Origin of the sequence: Sphingopyxis terrae subsp. terrae NBRC 15098 (assembly GCF_001598815.1) — a bacterium.
Classification (GTDB): domain Bacteria; phylum Pseudomonadota; class Alphaproteobacteria; order Sphingomonadales; family Sphingomonadaceae; genus Sphingopyxis; species Sphingopyxis terrae.
In genome coordinates this window covers 43,614-58,381 of record NZ_BCZQ01000032.1, presented here as the reverse complement: position 1 = coordinate 58,381, position 14,768 = coordinate 43,614, and the positions used below count along the sequence as shown (strand labels likewise).

The 14,768-nt window shown below is 62.0% G+C and carries 17 protein-coding genes and 1 pseudogene; 10 read left to right on the top strand and 8 right to left on the bottom strand.

What is annotated here, in order from left to right:
* Positions 1-112: 112 nt before the first annotated feature.
* The 7 genes from STE01S_RS16810 to STE01S_RS16775 all read right to left on the bottom strand — a co-directional run bounded on the left by STE01S_RS16810 (position 113) and on the right by STE01S_RS16775 (position 6,133).
* Positions 113-487, bottom strand: coding sequence for a DUF3768 domain-containing protein (locus STE01S_RS16810; RefSeq protein WP_017980875.1), 375 nt, complete (start codon positions 485-487; stop codon positions 113-115).
* Between the two features lie 541 nt (positions 488-1,028).
* Positions 1,029-1,361, bottom strand: a complete 333-nt coding sequence (locus tag STE01S_RS16805) for a single-stranded DNA-binding protein (RefSeq protein WP_020486683.1) — start codon at positions 1,359-1,361, stop codon at positions 1,029-1,031.
* A 51-nt stretch (positions 1,362-1,412) separates the two neighbouring features.
* Positions 1,413-2,015 carry a hypothetical protein gene (locus tag STE01S_RS16800; protein ID WP_021233334.1) on the bottom strand — a complete coding sequence of 201 codons (603 nt, stop codon included), beginning with the start codon at positions 2,013-2,015 and terminating at the stop codon, positions 1,413-1,415.
* A gap of 44 nt (positions 2,016-2,059) precedes the next feature.
* Positions 2,060-2,926, bottom strand: coding sequence for a DUF7146 domain-containing protein (locus STE01S_RS16795; protein ID WP_017980872.1), 867 nt, complete (start codon positions 2,924-2,926; stop codon positions 2,060-2,062).
* 294 nt (positions 2,927-3,220) lie between these two features.
* Positions 3,221-4,264, bottom strand: coding sequence for a hypothetical protein (locus tag STE01S_RS16785; protein WP_017980870.1), 1,044 nt, complete (start codon positions 4,262-4,264; stop codon positions 3,221-3,223).
* Between the two features lie 446 nt (positions 4,265-4,710).
* Positions 4,711-5,571 (bottom strand): replication initiator protein A, encoded by an 861-nt coding sequence (locus STE01S_RS16780; RefSeq protein ID WP_017980869.1) that lies wholly within the window; start codon positions 5,569-5,571, stop codon positions 4,711-4,713.
* A gap of 127 nt (positions 5,572-5,698) precedes the next feature.
* Positions 5,699-6,133, bottom strand: a complete 435-nt coding sequence (locus tag STE01S_RS16775; protein ID WP_120694215.1) for a hypothetical protein — start codon at positions 6,131-6,133, stop codon at positions 5,699-5,701.
* Between the two features lie 157 nt (positions 6,134-6,290).
* On the opposite strand from STE01S_RS16775, the gene STE01S_RS16770 reads away from it, so the two are divergent.
* Together STE01S_RS16770 and STE01S_RS21040 are read left to right on the top strand one after the other, a co-directional pair.
* Positions 6,291-6,563 carry a helix-turn-helix domain-containing protein gene (locus STE01S_RS16770; protein WP_017980866.1) on the top strand — a complete coding sequence of 91 codons (273 nt, stop codon included), beginning with the start codon at positions 6,291-6,293 and terminating at the stop codon, positions 6,561-6,563.
* A 152-nt stretch (positions 6,564-6,715) separates the two neighbouring features.
* Positions 6,716-6,856: pseudogene (locus tag STE01S_RS21040) on the top strand (hypothetical protein); the annotation flags it as partial.
* Here the strand turns inward: STE01S_RS21040 and STE01S_RS20885 are convergent.
* Positions 6,845-7,486 (bottom strand): helix-turn-helix domain-containing protein, encoded by a 642-nt coding sequence (locus STE01S_RS20885; protein WP_026151881.1) that lies wholly within the window; start codon positions 7,484-7,486, stop codon positions 6,845-6,847. The pseudogene STE01S_RS21040 and the gene STE01S_RS20885 overlap by 12 nt on opposite strands.
* A gap of 246 nt (positions 7,487-7,732) precedes the next feature.
* Between STE01S_RS20885 and STE01S_RS16760 the strand changes: the two genes are divergently transcribed.
* The 8 genes from STE01S_RS16760 to STE01S_RS16725 are packed head-to-tail and all read left to right on the top strand — an operon-like array spanning position 7,733 to position 14,766.
* Positions 7,733-8,536 carry a lysozyme family protein gene (locus tag STE01S_RS16760; protein ID WP_024310572.1) on the top strand — a complete coding sequence of 268 codons (804 nt, stop codon included), beginning with the start codon at positions 7,733-7,735 and terminating at the stop codon, positions 8,534-8,536.
* Positions 8,533-8,886 carry a hypothetical protein gene (locus tag STE01S_RS16755; RefSeq protein ID WP_017980864.1) on the top strand — a complete coding sequence of 118 codons (354 nt, stop codon included), beginning with the start codon at positions 8,533-8,535 and terminating at the stop codon, positions 8,884-8,886. Before STE01S_RS16760 ends, STE01S_RS16755 begins: the two co-directional genes overlap by 4 nt.
* Entirely contained in the window at positions 8,883-9,485 is a 603-nt protein-coding gene (locus STE01S_RS16750) for a lytic transglycosylase domain-containing protein (protein WP_017980863.1), read from the top strand. Before STE01S_RS16755 ends, STE01S_RS16750 begins: the two co-directional genes overlap by 4 nt.
* Positions 9,482-11,005 carry an LPD7 domain-containing protein gene (locus STE01S_RS16745; RefSeq protein WP_017980862.1) on the top strand — a complete coding sequence of 508 codons (1,524 nt, stop codon included), beginning with the start codon at positions 9,482-9,484 and terminating at the stop codon, positions 11,003-11,005. Before STE01S_RS16750 ends, STE01S_RS16745 begins: the two co-directional genes overlap by 4 nt.
* Positions 11,006-11,025: 20 nt before the next feature.
* Positions 11,026-11,349: a TrbC/VirB2 family protein gene (locus tag STE01S_RS16740; RefSeq protein ID WP_017980861.1), complete on the top strand. Its 324-nt coding sequence runs from the start codon at positions 11,026-11,028 to the stop codon at positions 11,347-11,349.
* A 1-nt stretch (position 11,350) separates the two neighbouring features.
* Positions 11,351-11,683, top strand: coding sequence for a VirB3 family type IV secretion system protein (locus STE01S_RS16735; RefSeq protein WP_017980860.1), 333 nt, complete (start codon positions 11,351-11,353; stop codon positions 11,681-11,683).
* On the top strand, positions 11,676-14,042 hold the full coding sequence (locus tag STE01S_RS16730; RefSeq protein ID WP_017980859.1) for a VirB4 family type IV secretion/conjugal transfer ATPase: 2,367 nt from the start codon (positions 11,676-11,678) through the stop codon (positions 14,040-14,042). Before STE01S_RS16735 ends, STE01S_RS16730 begins: the two co-directional genes overlap by 8 nt.
* 1 nt (position 14,043) lies before the next feature.
* Entirely contained in the window at positions 14,044-14,766 is a 723-nt protein-coding gene (locus STE01S_RS16725; protein ID WP_017980858.1) for a TrbJ/VirB5 family protein, read from the top strand.
* The last annotated feature ends 2 nt before the right edge of the window (positions 14,767-14,768 follow it).

Genomic DNA, 14,768 nt, shown 5'->3' with positions numbered 1-14,768 from the left:
CGTAGGACGGTCGCGAGCGGAATGCCCTCGGGGCTGGTCAATGCCTGCGGCATGGGAGATTCCTTTCCTTTGGGAAAGGCGGGGCGGCGAGGGGGCCGCCCGCGCCGGTCTATCAGTATTCGTAGGCCCACATGATCGTCAGGACGCGGGCTGTGACTGCCGGGTCAGCCGGGTTCGCCGATCCCCACTCAAGAGAGGGGTCGTAATAGTCGATTTTGAAATAGCAGACGGCTTCCTGCCACTCGAACCGTCCGAAATCCCGCTCGGGGCTGTCAGGGCTGAAGGCGTCAAAATCGCGCACAGTCCGGAGCAGCTCGGCCCGCTTGCGCCATCCGCTCCACGTCGTCACGTCGCCGATGCCCCCGGCGATCCCCGCCGTCATGACGATGCGATCAAGGCCGGTCGGCTTCGTAATGTTAGCCCGCAACGTGTCGTTCAGCGCGGCGATGCGTTCGATATGCGCGGCGCGGTCGGGAGCGTTCTGCATGGTGTTTCCCTTTCTGGAATAGAGCCGAAGGCGATGGCTCACATCGACTTCTGGCCCTCGCCGAGAGCGGGGGGTGAATGGGCAAATGGGGCCGATCGGGGGGGAGGGGGATCGCCCGCCCTGCACAAGCCGCAGGCGCGGAAGGGTGGGGAGACCGCCCCGATCGCCAAGCGGAGCGCGTCACGCGCGGAGACGGTCCAGCCCTTGCACAGAGGGGGGCGGCGCCCCCTTCATCCTCAGCGCCGCCAAAGCGGTGCCGTCGGTATTGCGGCATTCTGCCGCGCAGCGTCACGGCCGCGGCCAACTTGGGGCCGCGCACATCAGCGCCGCGATCCGCGACGCGGATCTCGCTTCACCTCGTTCGTGCTTTCGAGAACCGCTGCACTCTCTGGGCAGGCGGGAATAGGGAGCCGGCAAGCCCGAAGGCTTGCCGTCCGTTTCAGGCGAGGATCGTCACCCGGATGGGACGAAACCGCTTGCGGGTTCGGTCGGAGCGCAGCGTAGATAGAGCCGTGCCGAAGGCCGCCCCCGCCCTTGCATCTTATTGCTGATCCTGATCCTGCTTGTCGGACTTTGCCAGGATCGAGAAGGTATCGGCGATCAATTCCGTCCGATATTGCAGATTGTCGGGCTCACCATGGCTGCTTTCGCGCACGCGGCCCGTCACATGCACCAGGTCTCCCTTCTCCGCATTTGCGGCCTGCTGGGCGACATTTGAGAAGCACACCACGCTATTCCAGAGCGTCTCGCTCTTCCACTCCTCACCATCCCGGCGATTGTAGGTCGCGCCGACGCTTACATACGTCACCTTGTCGCGCTCGCGCTTATTGCCCACATTCCCGATAACCCGAAATTCTGCGATGTTCCTCGGCATAGTCTTCTCCTCCTTCAACAAATGACACGAAGAAAACGGGAAATAATTGAGCTAATCCGCTCGCTGTTCATCATGACGGAAATGGTATTTCGCGATGTTTTCCGGCGTTGCGTAGGTCTGATACGCCTTCGTCCAATCCCGGCTAATTGCCTGTTGCGCGGTTTCGAGTGGCACCTGATGCGTGCAGACCAACCGCCAAAGCACATACGCCAGGACGTTCTTGTCCGCCGCGTTCGCCTGCCCGAGACGCGGTTGCAGCCACAAATCCTTCATGTCGAGCGGAGCGCCGCCGATGGAAATGGGGATCAGGTGGTCAAGCTCATAGTTAGCCATGCTTTCGCCAGGATGCTGCTGATCCATAAGGCGGCGCTTCATCGGCCCGGTGATCGAATAGGGAGGCCGCGCCGCTTTCGCATATCCGGGCCGGCAAATCGTGGCGTCGATATTGGCCTGATTGATGGCCGGATCGACGGCGCCGGTGACTTCGGGGGGCGGAAGGATGCTCGCGCGATTGAAGGGCAAGATCGGACTGCGGAGCGATTTTGAGAAGCCGGCGACGGCATCACAAAATTGCGTCGCTCCTGTCGCGGCGCAGCCGGTCGGATCGTTCGGCCGTGGGGCACGGTGATCGGCCGAAGGCCGGTGCCAAAGCATAACGGCCACGAGTATCGCGAAGCCGCCGAGAAGCGCCCGCGCTCTCAAGCGCGGGCAGCCAGCTTCGCCATCAAGGCGTCGTTCCAGTCGCAACGGGGGGGAGGGGGGACGATGACCACCGATCGGCCATTGCGGGTGAGGTTTTCCCGGCCGCGCTCGATCCCCTCGGCCGCGGCCTTTCCGTGCTGCGAGTAAATCACGATGCGACGCACATGGTCGGGAATGTAGATCTCGCGATAGCGTTCGACGCCGCACACGGCCGCGCAGCCGGAAAGGTCGTTGAGCACGATCGCGGATTCGGCGTCCTCATAGCCTTCGGCCAGGTTCATCGTATCATCGGGCGGGGCGCCGATCTGGACGACACTGCCGCGCGGGTCGGCGAGCGTGCGCTTGGGCTCCTCCAGGGCGCGGGCCTTCTGGCCATCGCGATCGATGAATATGCGCAGGAGCGCCCGAAATCTCCGGCCCTCGTGCATCGGTACGAGCAGCGCCGGCAGGAGCAATCTGCGGCCTCGCTCATAGGTCATGACGCTTGGCGAATATCGGGCGATCGTGGTGTGGCCGATGCCGCGCCCGTCCGCGTAGAGCTGGGCCGGGGTGCCGGCGATCGGCATGGCGCGGGTCCAAATATCCTCGGCGAGCGGAGTGAGGTCGCGCGCGGGGGCTTCCGGCGCCGAGCTGGGCGCGTCGATCGCCGGATTGATACGCTGGTCGCGCAGCGCCGAGATGATCTCGTCCTGGGTGCAGCCGGCGAAACAATGGAAAAGGACTGCCTTGCGGCCCGGCGTGACGGACAGCGAAGCCGTCTTGTCAGCGTGCGCGGGGCACCGGACCATGCCATGCTTGCGATGCCATGTGCCCTTCAGGTCCGCGACGATCTTACGCGCTGCTGTTTCCGGCGTGTGCGTCATGGTGTCCAAATAACAATATAGGACGAAAATGGACAGAGATTTTTCGCCGACGGGTGATGGGATGGCGATCCGCCGAGGCGCGTCCGAGCGCGAAATTGAGCGCCAGTATTTCCCTCTGGCCTATCAAACGCGCGATCTCGTCGCCTTCGATCCCGATTTCGACGATCGGGAGCCACGACGGTCGCCATTTGAGCGCAGGTCAAGCCGCTTGCTCCCGCTGGGGAGCATTCCGGCGCCGCAGGCGACGGTCCGACAGTTGATCCAGTCGGTGAGGTTGCGGTTTTGGCGATGCGGTTAGGCTAGGCGGGGCCCGTCAGGGCTAAACGTATCGGCCGTCCAGGCCGATTCCGCTTCTCCCTTCTTAGAATATATAGACTTCCTAAGAGGAGCAGTGTTTTTCTGACACTCACGGGCTGCGAGTTCGAGACGTTGACGCTGATCGAGCCGGAAGGCGGCATTGGCGAGGTCGGTGCGGGCCTTGGGATCTTCAGGCATCAGCCGACGCCGTTCGCCGCCCGACGTATTGGCGAGCATCGCCGCATGATCCTCCAGAACGGTTTCGCGGCGCACCTCCTCGTCGTCAGGGATGGGGACGTGAAGGCCGATCAGCTTCGCCAGCCATTGGGGAAGCGCGAAGCGATAAAGGTTGGAGGTCTGCTCGGAGCGCGCGCCGTTCGTGTCGTCACGCGAGTAGATGAAGCGCCTGATCCAGTCGACCAGGCCGATCGCCTTCAGGATGCCGAGCGAGCGATGCACGGTCGAACGCGAGAGGCCGGTCCACGACATGATCGCCTCATAATCGGGGGTCAGCCAGCCTTTTCGGCCCTGCTCACGCCGCAGCATGGCCGTGAGGACGCGCTGACACGACTGCGTGAATTGAACCAGGGCCTCCTCCCTCTCCGTAAGGGTACGCAGGCCAGCGCGGGCTTCGCTCGCCAGCTTGCGACCAAGGTTGAAGGTCAGCTCGCCGGCGACATAGAGCCGCTTGCGAAGATCGTTCCCGAGGCGCTGGGCGAAGTCGGCCTCCTCGGCGCTTTCGGTCCGGACGCTGTTCGCCCATATTTTGCGGCGCGTGATGTGGAGCCCGCCAGTCGGCCGCCCCCCCTTGGGGGTGCCGACGATCGCGCGGGTCGCGTTGAGGAGGACATTGCTGCTGGTGCTCTTGTGCTGCTCAAGCCCACATATCACGCGCAGGGGCAGAACCGGCACGCCGGACTGCCGCTGGGTAGCCTGCAAGTCCAGTGCGGTGCGAATGTCTTCGTAGGAAATCCCTTCGGCGCGCAGCTCGTCCACCACGGAGTCAGCCGGCACCGTCGATTGTCGCAGGGTAAAGTCCATCGTTCGTCCCCTCGTGCAAGGGGCCGTCAGCGAACAAAGCAGATGCGTGGCGCGAATCGCGCATCCCTTGAGCCTGCGCTCGAAATGCTCTAGGAGAGGGGCTGTCTGATGGCCCTTGGCATCGTTTGGCGACGATGCTCCTAGTTCATCGGGTGCCCGGCCTTCGTGCCGGGCATTCGTTTATGTGCTCACGGCCCACATACCCCTTGGATTGGCGGGGGCCGCCCTTCGGCCCCGCAATTTCATGACAATGAATGACAGCCCGCGCGGGAGCGCGGAAGCATCGGAAACTCGTGCTTTCGAGAACCGAAGGCACAAAAACTCGTGCTTTCGGAAACCGAAAGGCGCCCCCTTCGTGCTTTCGAGAACCGTTTGTTCGTGCTTTCGAGAACCATTCTGTGCGCGGCTATCGGGTTTGACCGAATCACTAGCCAGGCGCACCGCGATCAGCATGGGGGTGCGGTGGTCCTCGGGATGATCGTCACCTTGGCGGAGCCGGCGCGAGGGCCGCGCTTTCTCTTAACGTCCTCGTTGGTATTATCACCTAATACGATGCGATAATCGGGTATAGAGTCCTCTTCCGCTATGCCCTTCAAAGCATGGCGAAAATTCTTTACGGGATTTTGATACCCAATTTGCAGACGTAGGTCTTCGATATCGACGTCAATAGCGCCATTTGCGCACGAAGCGCGCGCGACTTCATAAAGACGGCGTTCAACAGGCCCGATCTGAAAGTAATTCGGCGAGTAATCGAGAACTTCCCGGTCACGCAAGATCGCGCGATAGAGCCAGTCGCAGAGCCGGACGCGGACCGCCTTGAGACGCCGATCGCCGGTGCGCGTCTTGGTATAGGTCAACCGCGCTTCGGAGAGCCAGGAGAAGAAACCCGCCTCGCCCTCGCCACCAGCCTCGATGTTGGTCTTGATCTGCGTGCCTTGCAGACGCTCAAGCGCGTCCGATAGGCGGGCGTAGGATCGGGCTGAGCTGTTGACCCCGGTTACGCGAAACAGGTCGTGCGCGGTAAAGTAGAAGTCCTGCGAGACTTTCTCGCCCGAGTCGAGCTTTGCTACAAGCAGACTCGCAATATAAAGCAGGACTTCCTTGTCGTAGATAGTCGCGACACCGCGCGGACCCGGCCCAATCTCGATGGAAACGGCGTCCGTCCTATAGGCCAGCGGCTTCATCCACGCCGTTTTAGTCAGCGCAAAGAATGGATAGGCCATCAATGATCGCTCGCCGCGGACCTCGGTGAGCAACGGGCTATCAAGGCTGAAAAGCTCGCCCTGAGTCGTAGGGAGCGTCGTCATGCCGGCGCCGCCTTTCTAATGGTCCCCGAAAGCACGAACGGGGAGGCGATCTTCGTGCTTTCGAGAACCATTCCGGCCGACTCTAACTGCACGCGCTCGGCCGCGATCGAGGCCGAGCGGCTCACCATCACTGCTCACCGCCTTGGATGAGTTCAAGCTGGACAGCAGGGTTGGAAAGGTCGCTGCCAATCTCGGCGAAAATCATTTCGAAGACAGGGCCATAAGGCATATTCCGAAAGCGGCGTTGAACCTGCTGCACATAGTCAGCCAGTTCGTTCGCGACGATCGGCGAAATGCGGCGCAGCGTCGCATCGCCATCGGCCGCACGCTGCACGAAGTCGTCGGGACTGACGGTCGCCATGCACTTGCGGATGATCCGGGCGACGACGGCATCGCGAGAGCGCAGCCGATACCGCTTCTTCAAGGTGTCGATCTCGTCGATCAGCCCCGAAGGCAGCGCCATGTTGAGATTCTGGTGCCCTGTCGCATAAAGCTCGCCCCGCTGTTGCCGGACAAGCTCCTTTACGGTCATTCTCCGAGTCTTGGTGCGCGGGCGTGCCATGAGTCCAATTAATGAGCGAATGACGATTCTGTCAAACGCTCCCGCACGCGATGCTGTAAATTAATTTTTCTCGCGCGACGAACCGTTCCCGATATAAGCTGTAGCATTGAGAACACGGCCAATCGGCCGTGATGTCGCACCGATAGAGACCTTTTGGATGCCGAAGTATCTCCAACTGGAGGAGGTTGGAACACCTGCTGCGCAGCTTTTCGGGAAGCGGCTGAAGGAACGCCGACTCTCGCTCGGCTATACGCAAGCGCAACTGTTCGAGCAGACCGGCATCACGGCTGCATATATTTCCTTCATCGAGCGCGGAAGAGCCAATCCTACCCTCGACATGATGGTCAAGCTGGCGGAAGCCGTAGGCGCTGAGGCATGGGATATGATCCGCCCATGTGACGAGGAAAGCGCCAAAAACCCTCCAAAATGAACATACTTATTGCGACGGAATATCATTGCACTGCGGTCGCGACATGAATTAGACACACATAGATCAATCGGCGCCACCTCACGAGACGCCACGGAAGAAGAGGTCGCGACCGAACCACAGGGGCCTATCGGGGGGGAACCGAGGGAGTTTGTGTGGCTAAAGGCGTCGTTTTGCGGTCCCGATTCGGGGATCGTGTGAAAGTGTTGCTTAATGAGACCGGGATTTCGACTGAAGAACTGGCCGAGCGTAGCGCAATCCCGGCCAAGCGTATCCAGAATATGCTAAACGGGTCTTTTATCCGCATCACGCTTCGGGACATGAGCATCATCGCCGCGGCCCTCAACACCCCCCTTTACAACCTTCTTGCCCCGACTGATGCGCCGCTCCCTGTCGTATCGTTCGAGGTAGTTGAAAAGCGTGGATCTCGCGACTCCTAGCTCCTGCGCCACGTCGGTCGCGGTCGCTCCCGGCTTGTCGAGCTTTGCCCTTATCTCGGGAAGTTTGTCGGGATCGAGAAGGCGTTTGCGACCCTGGGGCGCGGTGTCTGCCGGGTGGGTCTTGATACCATGGATATGCCTGTAATGGCCGTCCAGGGTATCAAGCAAAACGTGCATCTCGCTTGTCGCACCGGGTTCGATGACAAGCTTTTGTGACACGATCTCAACGCTGATGCCGGCACGCAACGTCTTAGCCAGCACGCGAATGAGCATGTTCGTTGAAAGCGCCAGGCATGATAGGTCGAAGACCTTGATCCGATCTCCAGAGGCGAGCTTGATGCCGTTGCGTGCGAGCAGTTCGCCGAGCTGGTTGAAACTCTTTTTCCCCGCCTCCACAACGATGTCATCAGGGCTTAGGACCGCCTTTTGATCTTCCAGGGTCGCCGAACCGGGTGTTTCCGCAAGGAAAGCGACGGTTGTTCTCAATCTTCTGCCCTTTGCGCGATACGCCTCACCGAAAGGGGCCGTCAGCCCAAAGGCTCCGGCTCCCCTAAAAGCCATGTTTTCTATGCTAGGCTTGCTGTCTCGGCAACATGGTGAACGAGGGGAGGGGAGATGAACACACCTTCGTAACGGCTCAAAATCCAATTCCCCGGATGCGATTGAGTGTTGCCATGATCGTCAGTATCGTCCACTATTTTTTATGGACTGTATCTGACGGAGCAGGCGTTCATGCTTCCAGCGGTGCTTACGGCAAAGGCGATTCAGCTCTGCGCAGCAGGGTTGGGCGCTGCCGTGACCACCCCGGCACCGCCCTACGCGATCATCGTTCACACGGGCGCCTCGCTGACCCGTCAGCCCGACAATGAGGCCGACGCAGAAGCGACAGTGCGTGATCTGCTTGCGCTCGGCGCGGACTTCGATGCCGGACCGCTTGCGATCAAGGGCCGGGACTTCGCGACATACGGCATCACTCCGGCATCCGTGTTCGACCCGTGCGCGCTGGCGCAGGTCGATGATGGTTCGCAACGGGCCTCCATCCCCACCACGGCTACGGTATCGGGGGTAACAGCGCTGCTACGGCGGGCGTTTGCCGCCCGCATCACCGACACAATCAGGCCCATGAACGCGACATACGGGGCGCGTTATAGCTGGCACAAATTCGGGCAAGCCGTGGATTTCGTCCCTGCTGCCGGCGTCAACTCGATCACGCGCGACCAAATCCGCGCCCTTATGGGGCAAAGCGGCATCCGGCTCATAGAGCTGCTTGGGCCGGGGGATCGGGGTCACTCCAATCATTGGCATATCGCGTTCGCGCGCCCTGGACAGGTCATCGACCGCATCCGGCCCGTCGAAGAGGACGAGGACTGGATCGTCAATGTCGCCAGTGCCGACGTTCGCCGTCCATCTGCAATCTCTGGAACCGATGCGCCCTCCGCGCCCGTGTCGGCCCTGCAACCCACCGAGAAAGCGCCGCCCCGATGGGACGTATTCGCGGCGGAAGAGTGGCGCGTATCTCATGGAGGTGGTTCATGATCGGGCGATTGTTGAACAAGCTGGGGGGCGCCTCGGGGGCGCTTTCCTTGTGCGGCGCTGGGATTGTGGCGGTCGCCGCGCCGCAACCGGCCTATGCGTCGGATTGGGGTTGCCAGGTGGTTCTCTGCCTCGCCACCCCCGGCTCCCCCACGAAATATGCGCAGTGCGTCCCGCCTATCACGAAGCTCTGGAATGTCCTCGCCATGGGCGGCTCGTTCCCGACATGCACGGGCGTCGGCATTCGCACCAAGAAGGTGAAGCACGGCTATAATCTGACGGTCACGCAGTCAGACGGTGCCGTGTCGAGCTACGCGCTCGACACGCGATACCAGACGGTGACACAGCAATGATCTACGCGGTCGCCGCCATTGCCACGCTGGCGCAGCAATGCGCGCCGGAAATCGCGACCGAAGCGGTTGTGCCGCTCGTCATGACGGAGAGTAGCGGCGACTCCCTCAAGATCAACGTCAACAAGGGGCCGCGCGTTCGTGCCGGCTCCGTCGCTGAAGGCGCAGCGATCGTCCGTCGCTATGTCGCTGCTGGCTACACCGTCGATGTCGGCTTGGCCCAGGTCAATTCGGCCAATTTCGCGCGCCTCGGGGTCTCGGTCGAAGAGGTGTTCGATCCTTGCACCAATCTGCGGCTCGCTTCCGCTGTGCTGCAAGAAGGCTATGGTCTGGCAACCCGGCATTACACGGGCCTCGATGCGATCTCCGCGACCTATTCGCTCTACAATACCGGAACGCTGACGCGGGGATTTCGCAACGGCTATGTCGGCCGCGTGTGGTCGGCCGCGGCCGCGCTGGGTTCCGTCCAGGCGCCGCCAGCTCTCCCCGTTCCTTCCACGCCCGCGAGCGACACGCCGGCCTCGAATAACGGGCCAGCGAACGATCGCGATAGCTGGGTGGTCGGCCAAATTGCTTCCAACGATATCGAGGTCTTCAAATGAGCGAGACCAATTCCATCGCGCCCAGCACGCGCGCCGATACGCGGCTCGTGGTCAGCAGCTTTTCTCCCAGCGCCGACTATCGCGACCAAGAGCAAGTCGCGATCTATGCTGGGAAGGATGCGACTTTGATTGCCACCACGGGCAACAGCCGCGATCCGCTCGCCGAAGATCGCGCCCGGAAGCTGGTGGCGGACCCGGATTTCAAGCGTCTGGTGGAATCGAGGGCGCCGGAAGCCAAAGAGGCTCTGGGCGTCGGCACGCATATAGACGGACAGGGCGGCGTTCGCCTGCCCGAGCAAATGTCAGCGCTGAGCCGGCCCGGTTCGGAAGGCGCTCCCGATGTGGTGATTGCCGAACATGGGGCCGATCACGGCAAAGACCTTGCCGAAAGCCTCGCCCAAAGCGCGTCCATCCAATCGGCGCTTGCGCAGGCCGCTCCCGAACGGTCCACGTTCGAGATCCCGCCCGATATGGCGAAGCGGTACTCCATGCGGGTTGTCGAATCCCCCGATGGTGGCAATCGACGCCTCGGCGTGTTCTTTGCCGGGGATCGGTTGAACCCGTCGCTCGAAATCATCGATGACCGGATCATCGCCCGCGACGAAGATCCCGAAACGATAGCTGCGCTGGTCAGACTCGCGCAGCATAATGGCTGGGAAACGATTGACGTTCATGGGACGCCCGAGTTTACCAAGGCGGTATGGGAGGCCGGCTCCCGCGCCGGTTTGACGGTCAAAGGTTACGAGCCGTCGTTCGCCGAAGCCGAGCGGATGGCGGGCCTGCGGAGCCGGGAAGAGGAGCGCAGGCAGGAAGCGGCGACGCGTGGAGCGCCGGCCAACGCCGCCCAAACCGCCGAGCGGGCCGTGCAGGCCATGGAAACGGTCGCGAGCGCCGCATCGGAAAGCGATGGCGCCGTCGGCTCCCCGGAAGTCGATGCGAGCGCCCAGCGCAGACCTTCTCCGGCCGCAGCTCGCGAAGCCGGCGAGAGGGCCGCGCTCGACGAGCGGGCGATCGTCGAGCGCGTGTTCGAGCGGGGAATCCGGGAGCTGGAGACGAGCGGCGATCCGCGTGCGCGCGCGGTCCGCGAGACGGCATCGGCGCTGGTCGATCAGATCTATGGGGCTCAGGAGGAGCGGGCGGTCGCGCGTTCGACACGCGATCAGGATCGCCAGCCCCAGCCCGAGCGGGACGCCCAGGTCGTTCGCGAGGAGCGCCAGCGATCAGAAGAGGCCAAGCGGCATCGCGATAGCGAGGAACTGGCTGACTTATTTCTCCACGGTGCTGCCGACACGATCGCGGCCGAACCGCGCCTTGCCAACGCGCTCCAGGCGCAGGCGGCCATGGAACAGCATATCGCCGAGGTCTTCAAAGGGGATGCGATGCAGGTTGCGTCGGAGACCCGTGACAGTCGGCAGATGATCTCGGACGTGCTTCGGCGCGGCCTTGATGTGTCGGTCCGCGAACCGGCTCCCGTTCGGCGAATAGAGCCGGTCCAGTCCTCCCCAACATTGGAGAGGTAATTCCAGCCATGGAGTACCGTATGAAATTCACATCGAAGTTGGGCCGGATGATGTCCGATCGCCGCGCCCGCCAACTCGTCGGCTTCGCCGGCGCCCTGGCCCTCATCTCGATCGCGCAGCCGGCCCTTGCGGACGGCACCGCCATCGAGAGCGGCCTTACGACCATCAAGACATGGATGACCACGATCGCGTCCGTGGTCGGCATCATCGCCGTGATGGCCGTCGGCTATGCAAAGCTGACCGGCCGCATGGATTGGGGGCGGGCCGTCACCGTGCTGATCGGGATCGGCATCATCTTCTCGGCCGCGACCATCGTGGGCTGGATGGGCGGATCGGGCAGCTAACATGGACAAGCTGGCCGAGGATAAGGTCTTTCTCGCCCTGACCAGGCCATCGGTGTTCATGGGATTGCCGCTGGAGGCGATCCTGCCGATCATCATGGTCTGCATGGTTTTTTGGGGGATCATGCACAATCCCTTCTTCCCCCTGGCCATGTTCGGAGCGCTCTACTTCCCGGCCCGCATGATAGTCCACTACGACTACAATGCGTTTCGGCTGTGGGGCCTTTGGTTTCAGACCGTATTTCTCTCCAAAAACCGCAAATTCTGGGGGGGCGGGAGCTACTCTCCCGTCCGCCTGTCCCAAGGCGTGAAGCGGAAGCAATTCGGCAATGGCTAAATTCACCCTGAAGCACAAACAGGTCGCCCTTCGCGAAGCGGATGACATCAAATTCATCCCCTACACGCGGCATGTCGATGACACGATCGTCGCGCTGGAAGACGGCTCACTCATGCGGATGTATCGCGTCGACGGGCGGCCGTTCGAGACGAGCGACATCGCCGATCTCAACACATGGCATAACAAGCTCAACATCGCGTGGCGCTCGATCGGTGACGATCGGGTTGCCCTCTGGACGCACCTCGTCCGCACGGCGACGGACCCTATCCTTGAAGGCGAGTTCCATTCCGATTTCGCCCGCACGCTACAGGAGCGTTACGCGGAGCGGCTGAAGGAAAAGGTTCTCTACCACAACGAGTTTTACGTCACGATCATCGTGCGGCCCTCGAACATGGCCGGCGACCAGGTGACACGCCTTTTCGCCAAGCGCCAACCCGGTGCGGAGATTGACGATCGCGCTCTCGCGATCATGGCAGACAAATGCCGCGATTTTGAATCGCTGCTGGCGGACACAAGCCCGACGCCGCTCTCGCTCTACGAGCATAACGGCAACCTTTTCTCGCAACCCATGGAGGTGCTGCACTTCATCCTGACCGGCGACCGCATCCGCGTGCCGCTGTTGAACGGGCGGCTCGGGCAGGCCCTCTATACGTCGCGGGTGATCTTCGGGCGCGAGGCCGCTGAAATTCGGCTCCCCGACAAGTCGCACTGGCTCGGTATGTTCGGCGTCCGCGAATATGTCGCCACGACGCGGACGGGGCAGTTCAATAGCCTGCTGACGCTCGATTTCCCGTTCGTGCTGACGCAGAGCTTCGCGCCGCTGGTAAAGTCCGTGGCGAGCGAGCGCTTCACGAAAAAATACAAGCAAATGGTGTCGTCCGACGATGCCGGCGTCAGTCAGGCCATGGAGCTGCTGGATGGCGTCGATGATCTGATGGCGAACCGCTTCGTCCTGGGCGAGCATCATTTGTCGATCGCGGTGATGGACGATGACAAGCGGCGCCTGCTCGATCGACTCTCCATTGCGCGTTCCGCCGCGGCCGATACCGGCATGGTGATGGCCCGCGAGGACGTGGCGCTGGAAGCGGCGTTTTGGGCGCAGCTTCCCGGCAATTTCAAAATGCGGGCGCGGCCTGCGGTCATCAACAGCCGCAATTTCGCAGCCCTCAGCCCGTTCTACACCTTCCCTGCGGGTCGCAAGTCGGGGAACCATTGGGGCGAGGCGGTGACGCTTCTCAAGACGCGCGCCGGCTCGTCCTTCTGGTTTAATTTCCACCGGCAGGACATCGGCCACACGCTTATCATCGGCCCCACCGGCGCAGGCAAGACGGTGCTGCAAAACTTCCTGCAAGCACAGCTTGAAAAGACAGGGGCCAAGCAGGTCTTTTTCGACAAGGACCGGGGCGCGGAGATCTTCGTGCGTGCCTGTGGCGGCACCTATCTGGCCTTGAGGAACGGCGAACCGACGGGTTTTGCCCCGTTGAAGGGTCTCTCGCCGACACACGAAAACATGGCGTTTCTCCGCCAGTTCATCCGCGTGCTGGTGCGGCGCGAAGGGCGGCCGCTCACGGTCGGCGAAGAGAAGCTGATCGACGATGGCCTTGATGCGGTGATGAAGCTCCCTGCCGAGAAGCGATCATTCCACGATCTGCGTGAGTTGCTAAGCTACTCGGACGCGGAGGGCATCGGTGCGCGGCTCGAACGCTGGTGTTCGGGCGGCCCATTGGGCTGGGCGTTCGATGGCCCGGTCGATGAAGTGTCGCTGGCGGCCCGCTTCGTCGGTTTTGACATGACGGACTTCCTCGAAAACCCGGAAATCCGCACGCCGATGATGCTCTACCTTTTCCATCGGGTCGACGAGCTGCTGGACGGCCAGCGTGTCGTGGTGGACATCGACGAGTTCTGGAAGGCATTACAGGACGACGCTTTCCGGGCCTTCGCACAGGACGGTCTCAAGACCTTCCGCAAGCGCAATGCGTTCATGGTCTTCGGCACCCAATCCCCGGCTGACGCCCTGCGCTCGCCGATTGCGCATTCGATCATCGAACAGACCGCGACGAAGATCCTCCTGCCCAATTCCGATGCCAAGAAATCCGACTATTGCGACGGTTTGGGCCTAACGGAAGCGGAATACCGCCTGATCCGCGAGGATCTGACACCGGAGAGCCGCTGCTTCCTCGTCAAGCAGGGCCACACGTCCATCGTTGCGAAGCTCGATCTCGGCGGAATGGGCGATGAATTATCCGTGCTTTCTGGCCGCGCCGAAACTCTGGCGGTCATGGAAGATGCCATTGCCCGAGCGGGCAACGATCCTGCGGCGTGGCTGCCGCTCTTCTACGCACATGAAAGGAGAAGCTGATATGTCGCTCAAGCACATCATCATGTTCGCAGCGGCGCCCTTGGCGCTCGCTGCGACCGCCGCCCCGGCCTCGGCGCAGGGTATCCCGGTTTTCGATTCCACGGGCTACATACAAGCCCTCGCGACCGTTCAGAACACGATCAAGATGATCGAACAGGGCGAGCAGCAAATCTCGACCGCCACCAACACGCTCAACTCGCTGCAAAAGCTGACGAACGTGAACAGCATCGCATCGAGTCTCTTCAATTCTCAGACGCGCAACCTCCTGCCAAACACGACCATCGACGCACAAACGCTGTTAGGCGGCGATCTGACCAAGATCGGCTCGCTGGGCTCGCTCGCCAGCAGCATCCAGTCCCGCTACACGATTTCGTCCTCCGGGTCGGACGCGGACACCGCCTACAACCAGGCGCTCAAGGATGCGACCGGCTCTGCCGCTGCTACGGCCGCCTTCGGCGAGAACACGTTGAACGTGACGCAGCAGCGGATGCAGCTCCTCGATCAGCTCCGCGAGCAACTGTCGAGCGCCAAAGACCCCAAGGACGTGATGGACCTGAACGCCCGTATCTCGGTCGAGCAGGCGCAGCTCCAGAACGACATGCTGAAGTTGCAGGCGATCCAGACGGCTCAGTTTGGACACGCGAACCTTGCGATCGCGACGGCGCAAACCTCGGCTGCCCGCAATGCGGCCTCATTCTACGACGCCAACACTCTCAGGAAGTAACC

Excerpts from the sequence above, each read along its gene's own strand:
- STE01S_RS16760 (WP_024310572.1), top strand. The coding sequence starts at position 7,733 with ATGCTTCCAGCGGTGCTTACGGCAAAGGCGATTCAGCTCTGCGCAGCA.
- STE01S_RS16745 (WP_017980862.1), top strand. The coding sequence starts at position 9,482 with ATGAGCGAGACCAATTCCATCGCGCCCAGCACGCGCGCCGATACGCGG.
- STE01S_RS16755 (WP_017980864.1), top strand. The coding sequence starts at position 8,533 with ATGATCGGGCGATTGTTGAACAAGCTGGGGGGCGCCTCGGGGGCGCTT.
- STE01S_RS16740 (WP_017980861.1), top strand. The coding sequence starts at position 11,026 with ATGAAATTCACATCGAAGTTGGGCCGGATGATGTCCGATCGCCGCGCC.
- STE01S_RS16725 (WP_017980858.1), top strand. The coding sequence starts at position 14,044 with ATGTCGCTCAAGCACATCATCATGTTCGCAGCGGCGCCCTTGGCGCTC.
- STE01S_RS16810 (WP_017980875.1), bottom strand. The coding sequence starts at position 487 with ATGCAGAACGCTCCCGACCGCGCCGCGCATATCGAACGCATCGCCGCG.
- STE01S_RS16735 (WP_017980860.1), top strand. The coding sequence starts at position 11,351 with ATGGACAAGCTGGCCGAGGATAAGGTCTTTCTCGCCCTGACCAGGCCA.
- STE01S_RS16750 (WP_017980863.1), top strand. The coding sequence starts at position 8,883 with ATGATCTACGCGGTCGCCGCCATTGCCACGCTGGCGCAGCAATGCGCG.
- STE01S_RS16770 (WP_017980866.1), top strand. The coding sequence starts at position 6,291 with ATGCCGAAGTATCTCCAACTGGAGGAGGTTGGAACACCTGCTGCGCAG.
- STE01S_RS16775 (WP_120694215.1), bottom strand. The coding sequence starts at position 6,133 with ATGGCACGCCCGCGCACCAAGACTCGGAGAATGACCGTAAAGGAGCTT.
- STE01S_RS16800 (WP_021233334.1), bottom strand. The coding sequence starts at position 2,015 with ATGCTTTGGCACCGGCCTTCGGCCGATCACCGTGCCCCACGGCCGAAC.
- STE01S_RS16805 (WP_020486683.1), bottom strand. The coding sequence starts at position 1,361 with ATGCCGAGGAACATCGCAGAATTTCGGGTTATCGGGAATGTGGGCAAT.
- STE01S_RS16795 (WP_017980872.1), bottom strand. The coding sequence starts at position 2,926 with ATGACGCACACGCCGGAAACAGCAGCGCGTAAGATCGTCGCGGACCTG.
- STE01S_RS16730 (WP_017980859.1), top strand. The coding sequence starts at position 11,676 with ATGGCTAAATTCACCCTGAAGCACAAACAGGTCGCCCTTCGCGAAGCG.
- STE01S_RS16780 (WP_017980869.1), bottom strand. The coding sequence starts at position 5,571 with ATGACGACGCTCCCTACGACTCAGGGCGAGCTTTTCAGCCTTGATAGC.
- STE01S_RS16785 (WP_017980870.1), bottom strand. The coding sequence starts at position 4,264 with ATGGACTTTACCCTGCGACAATCGACGGTGCCGGCTGACTCCGTGGTG.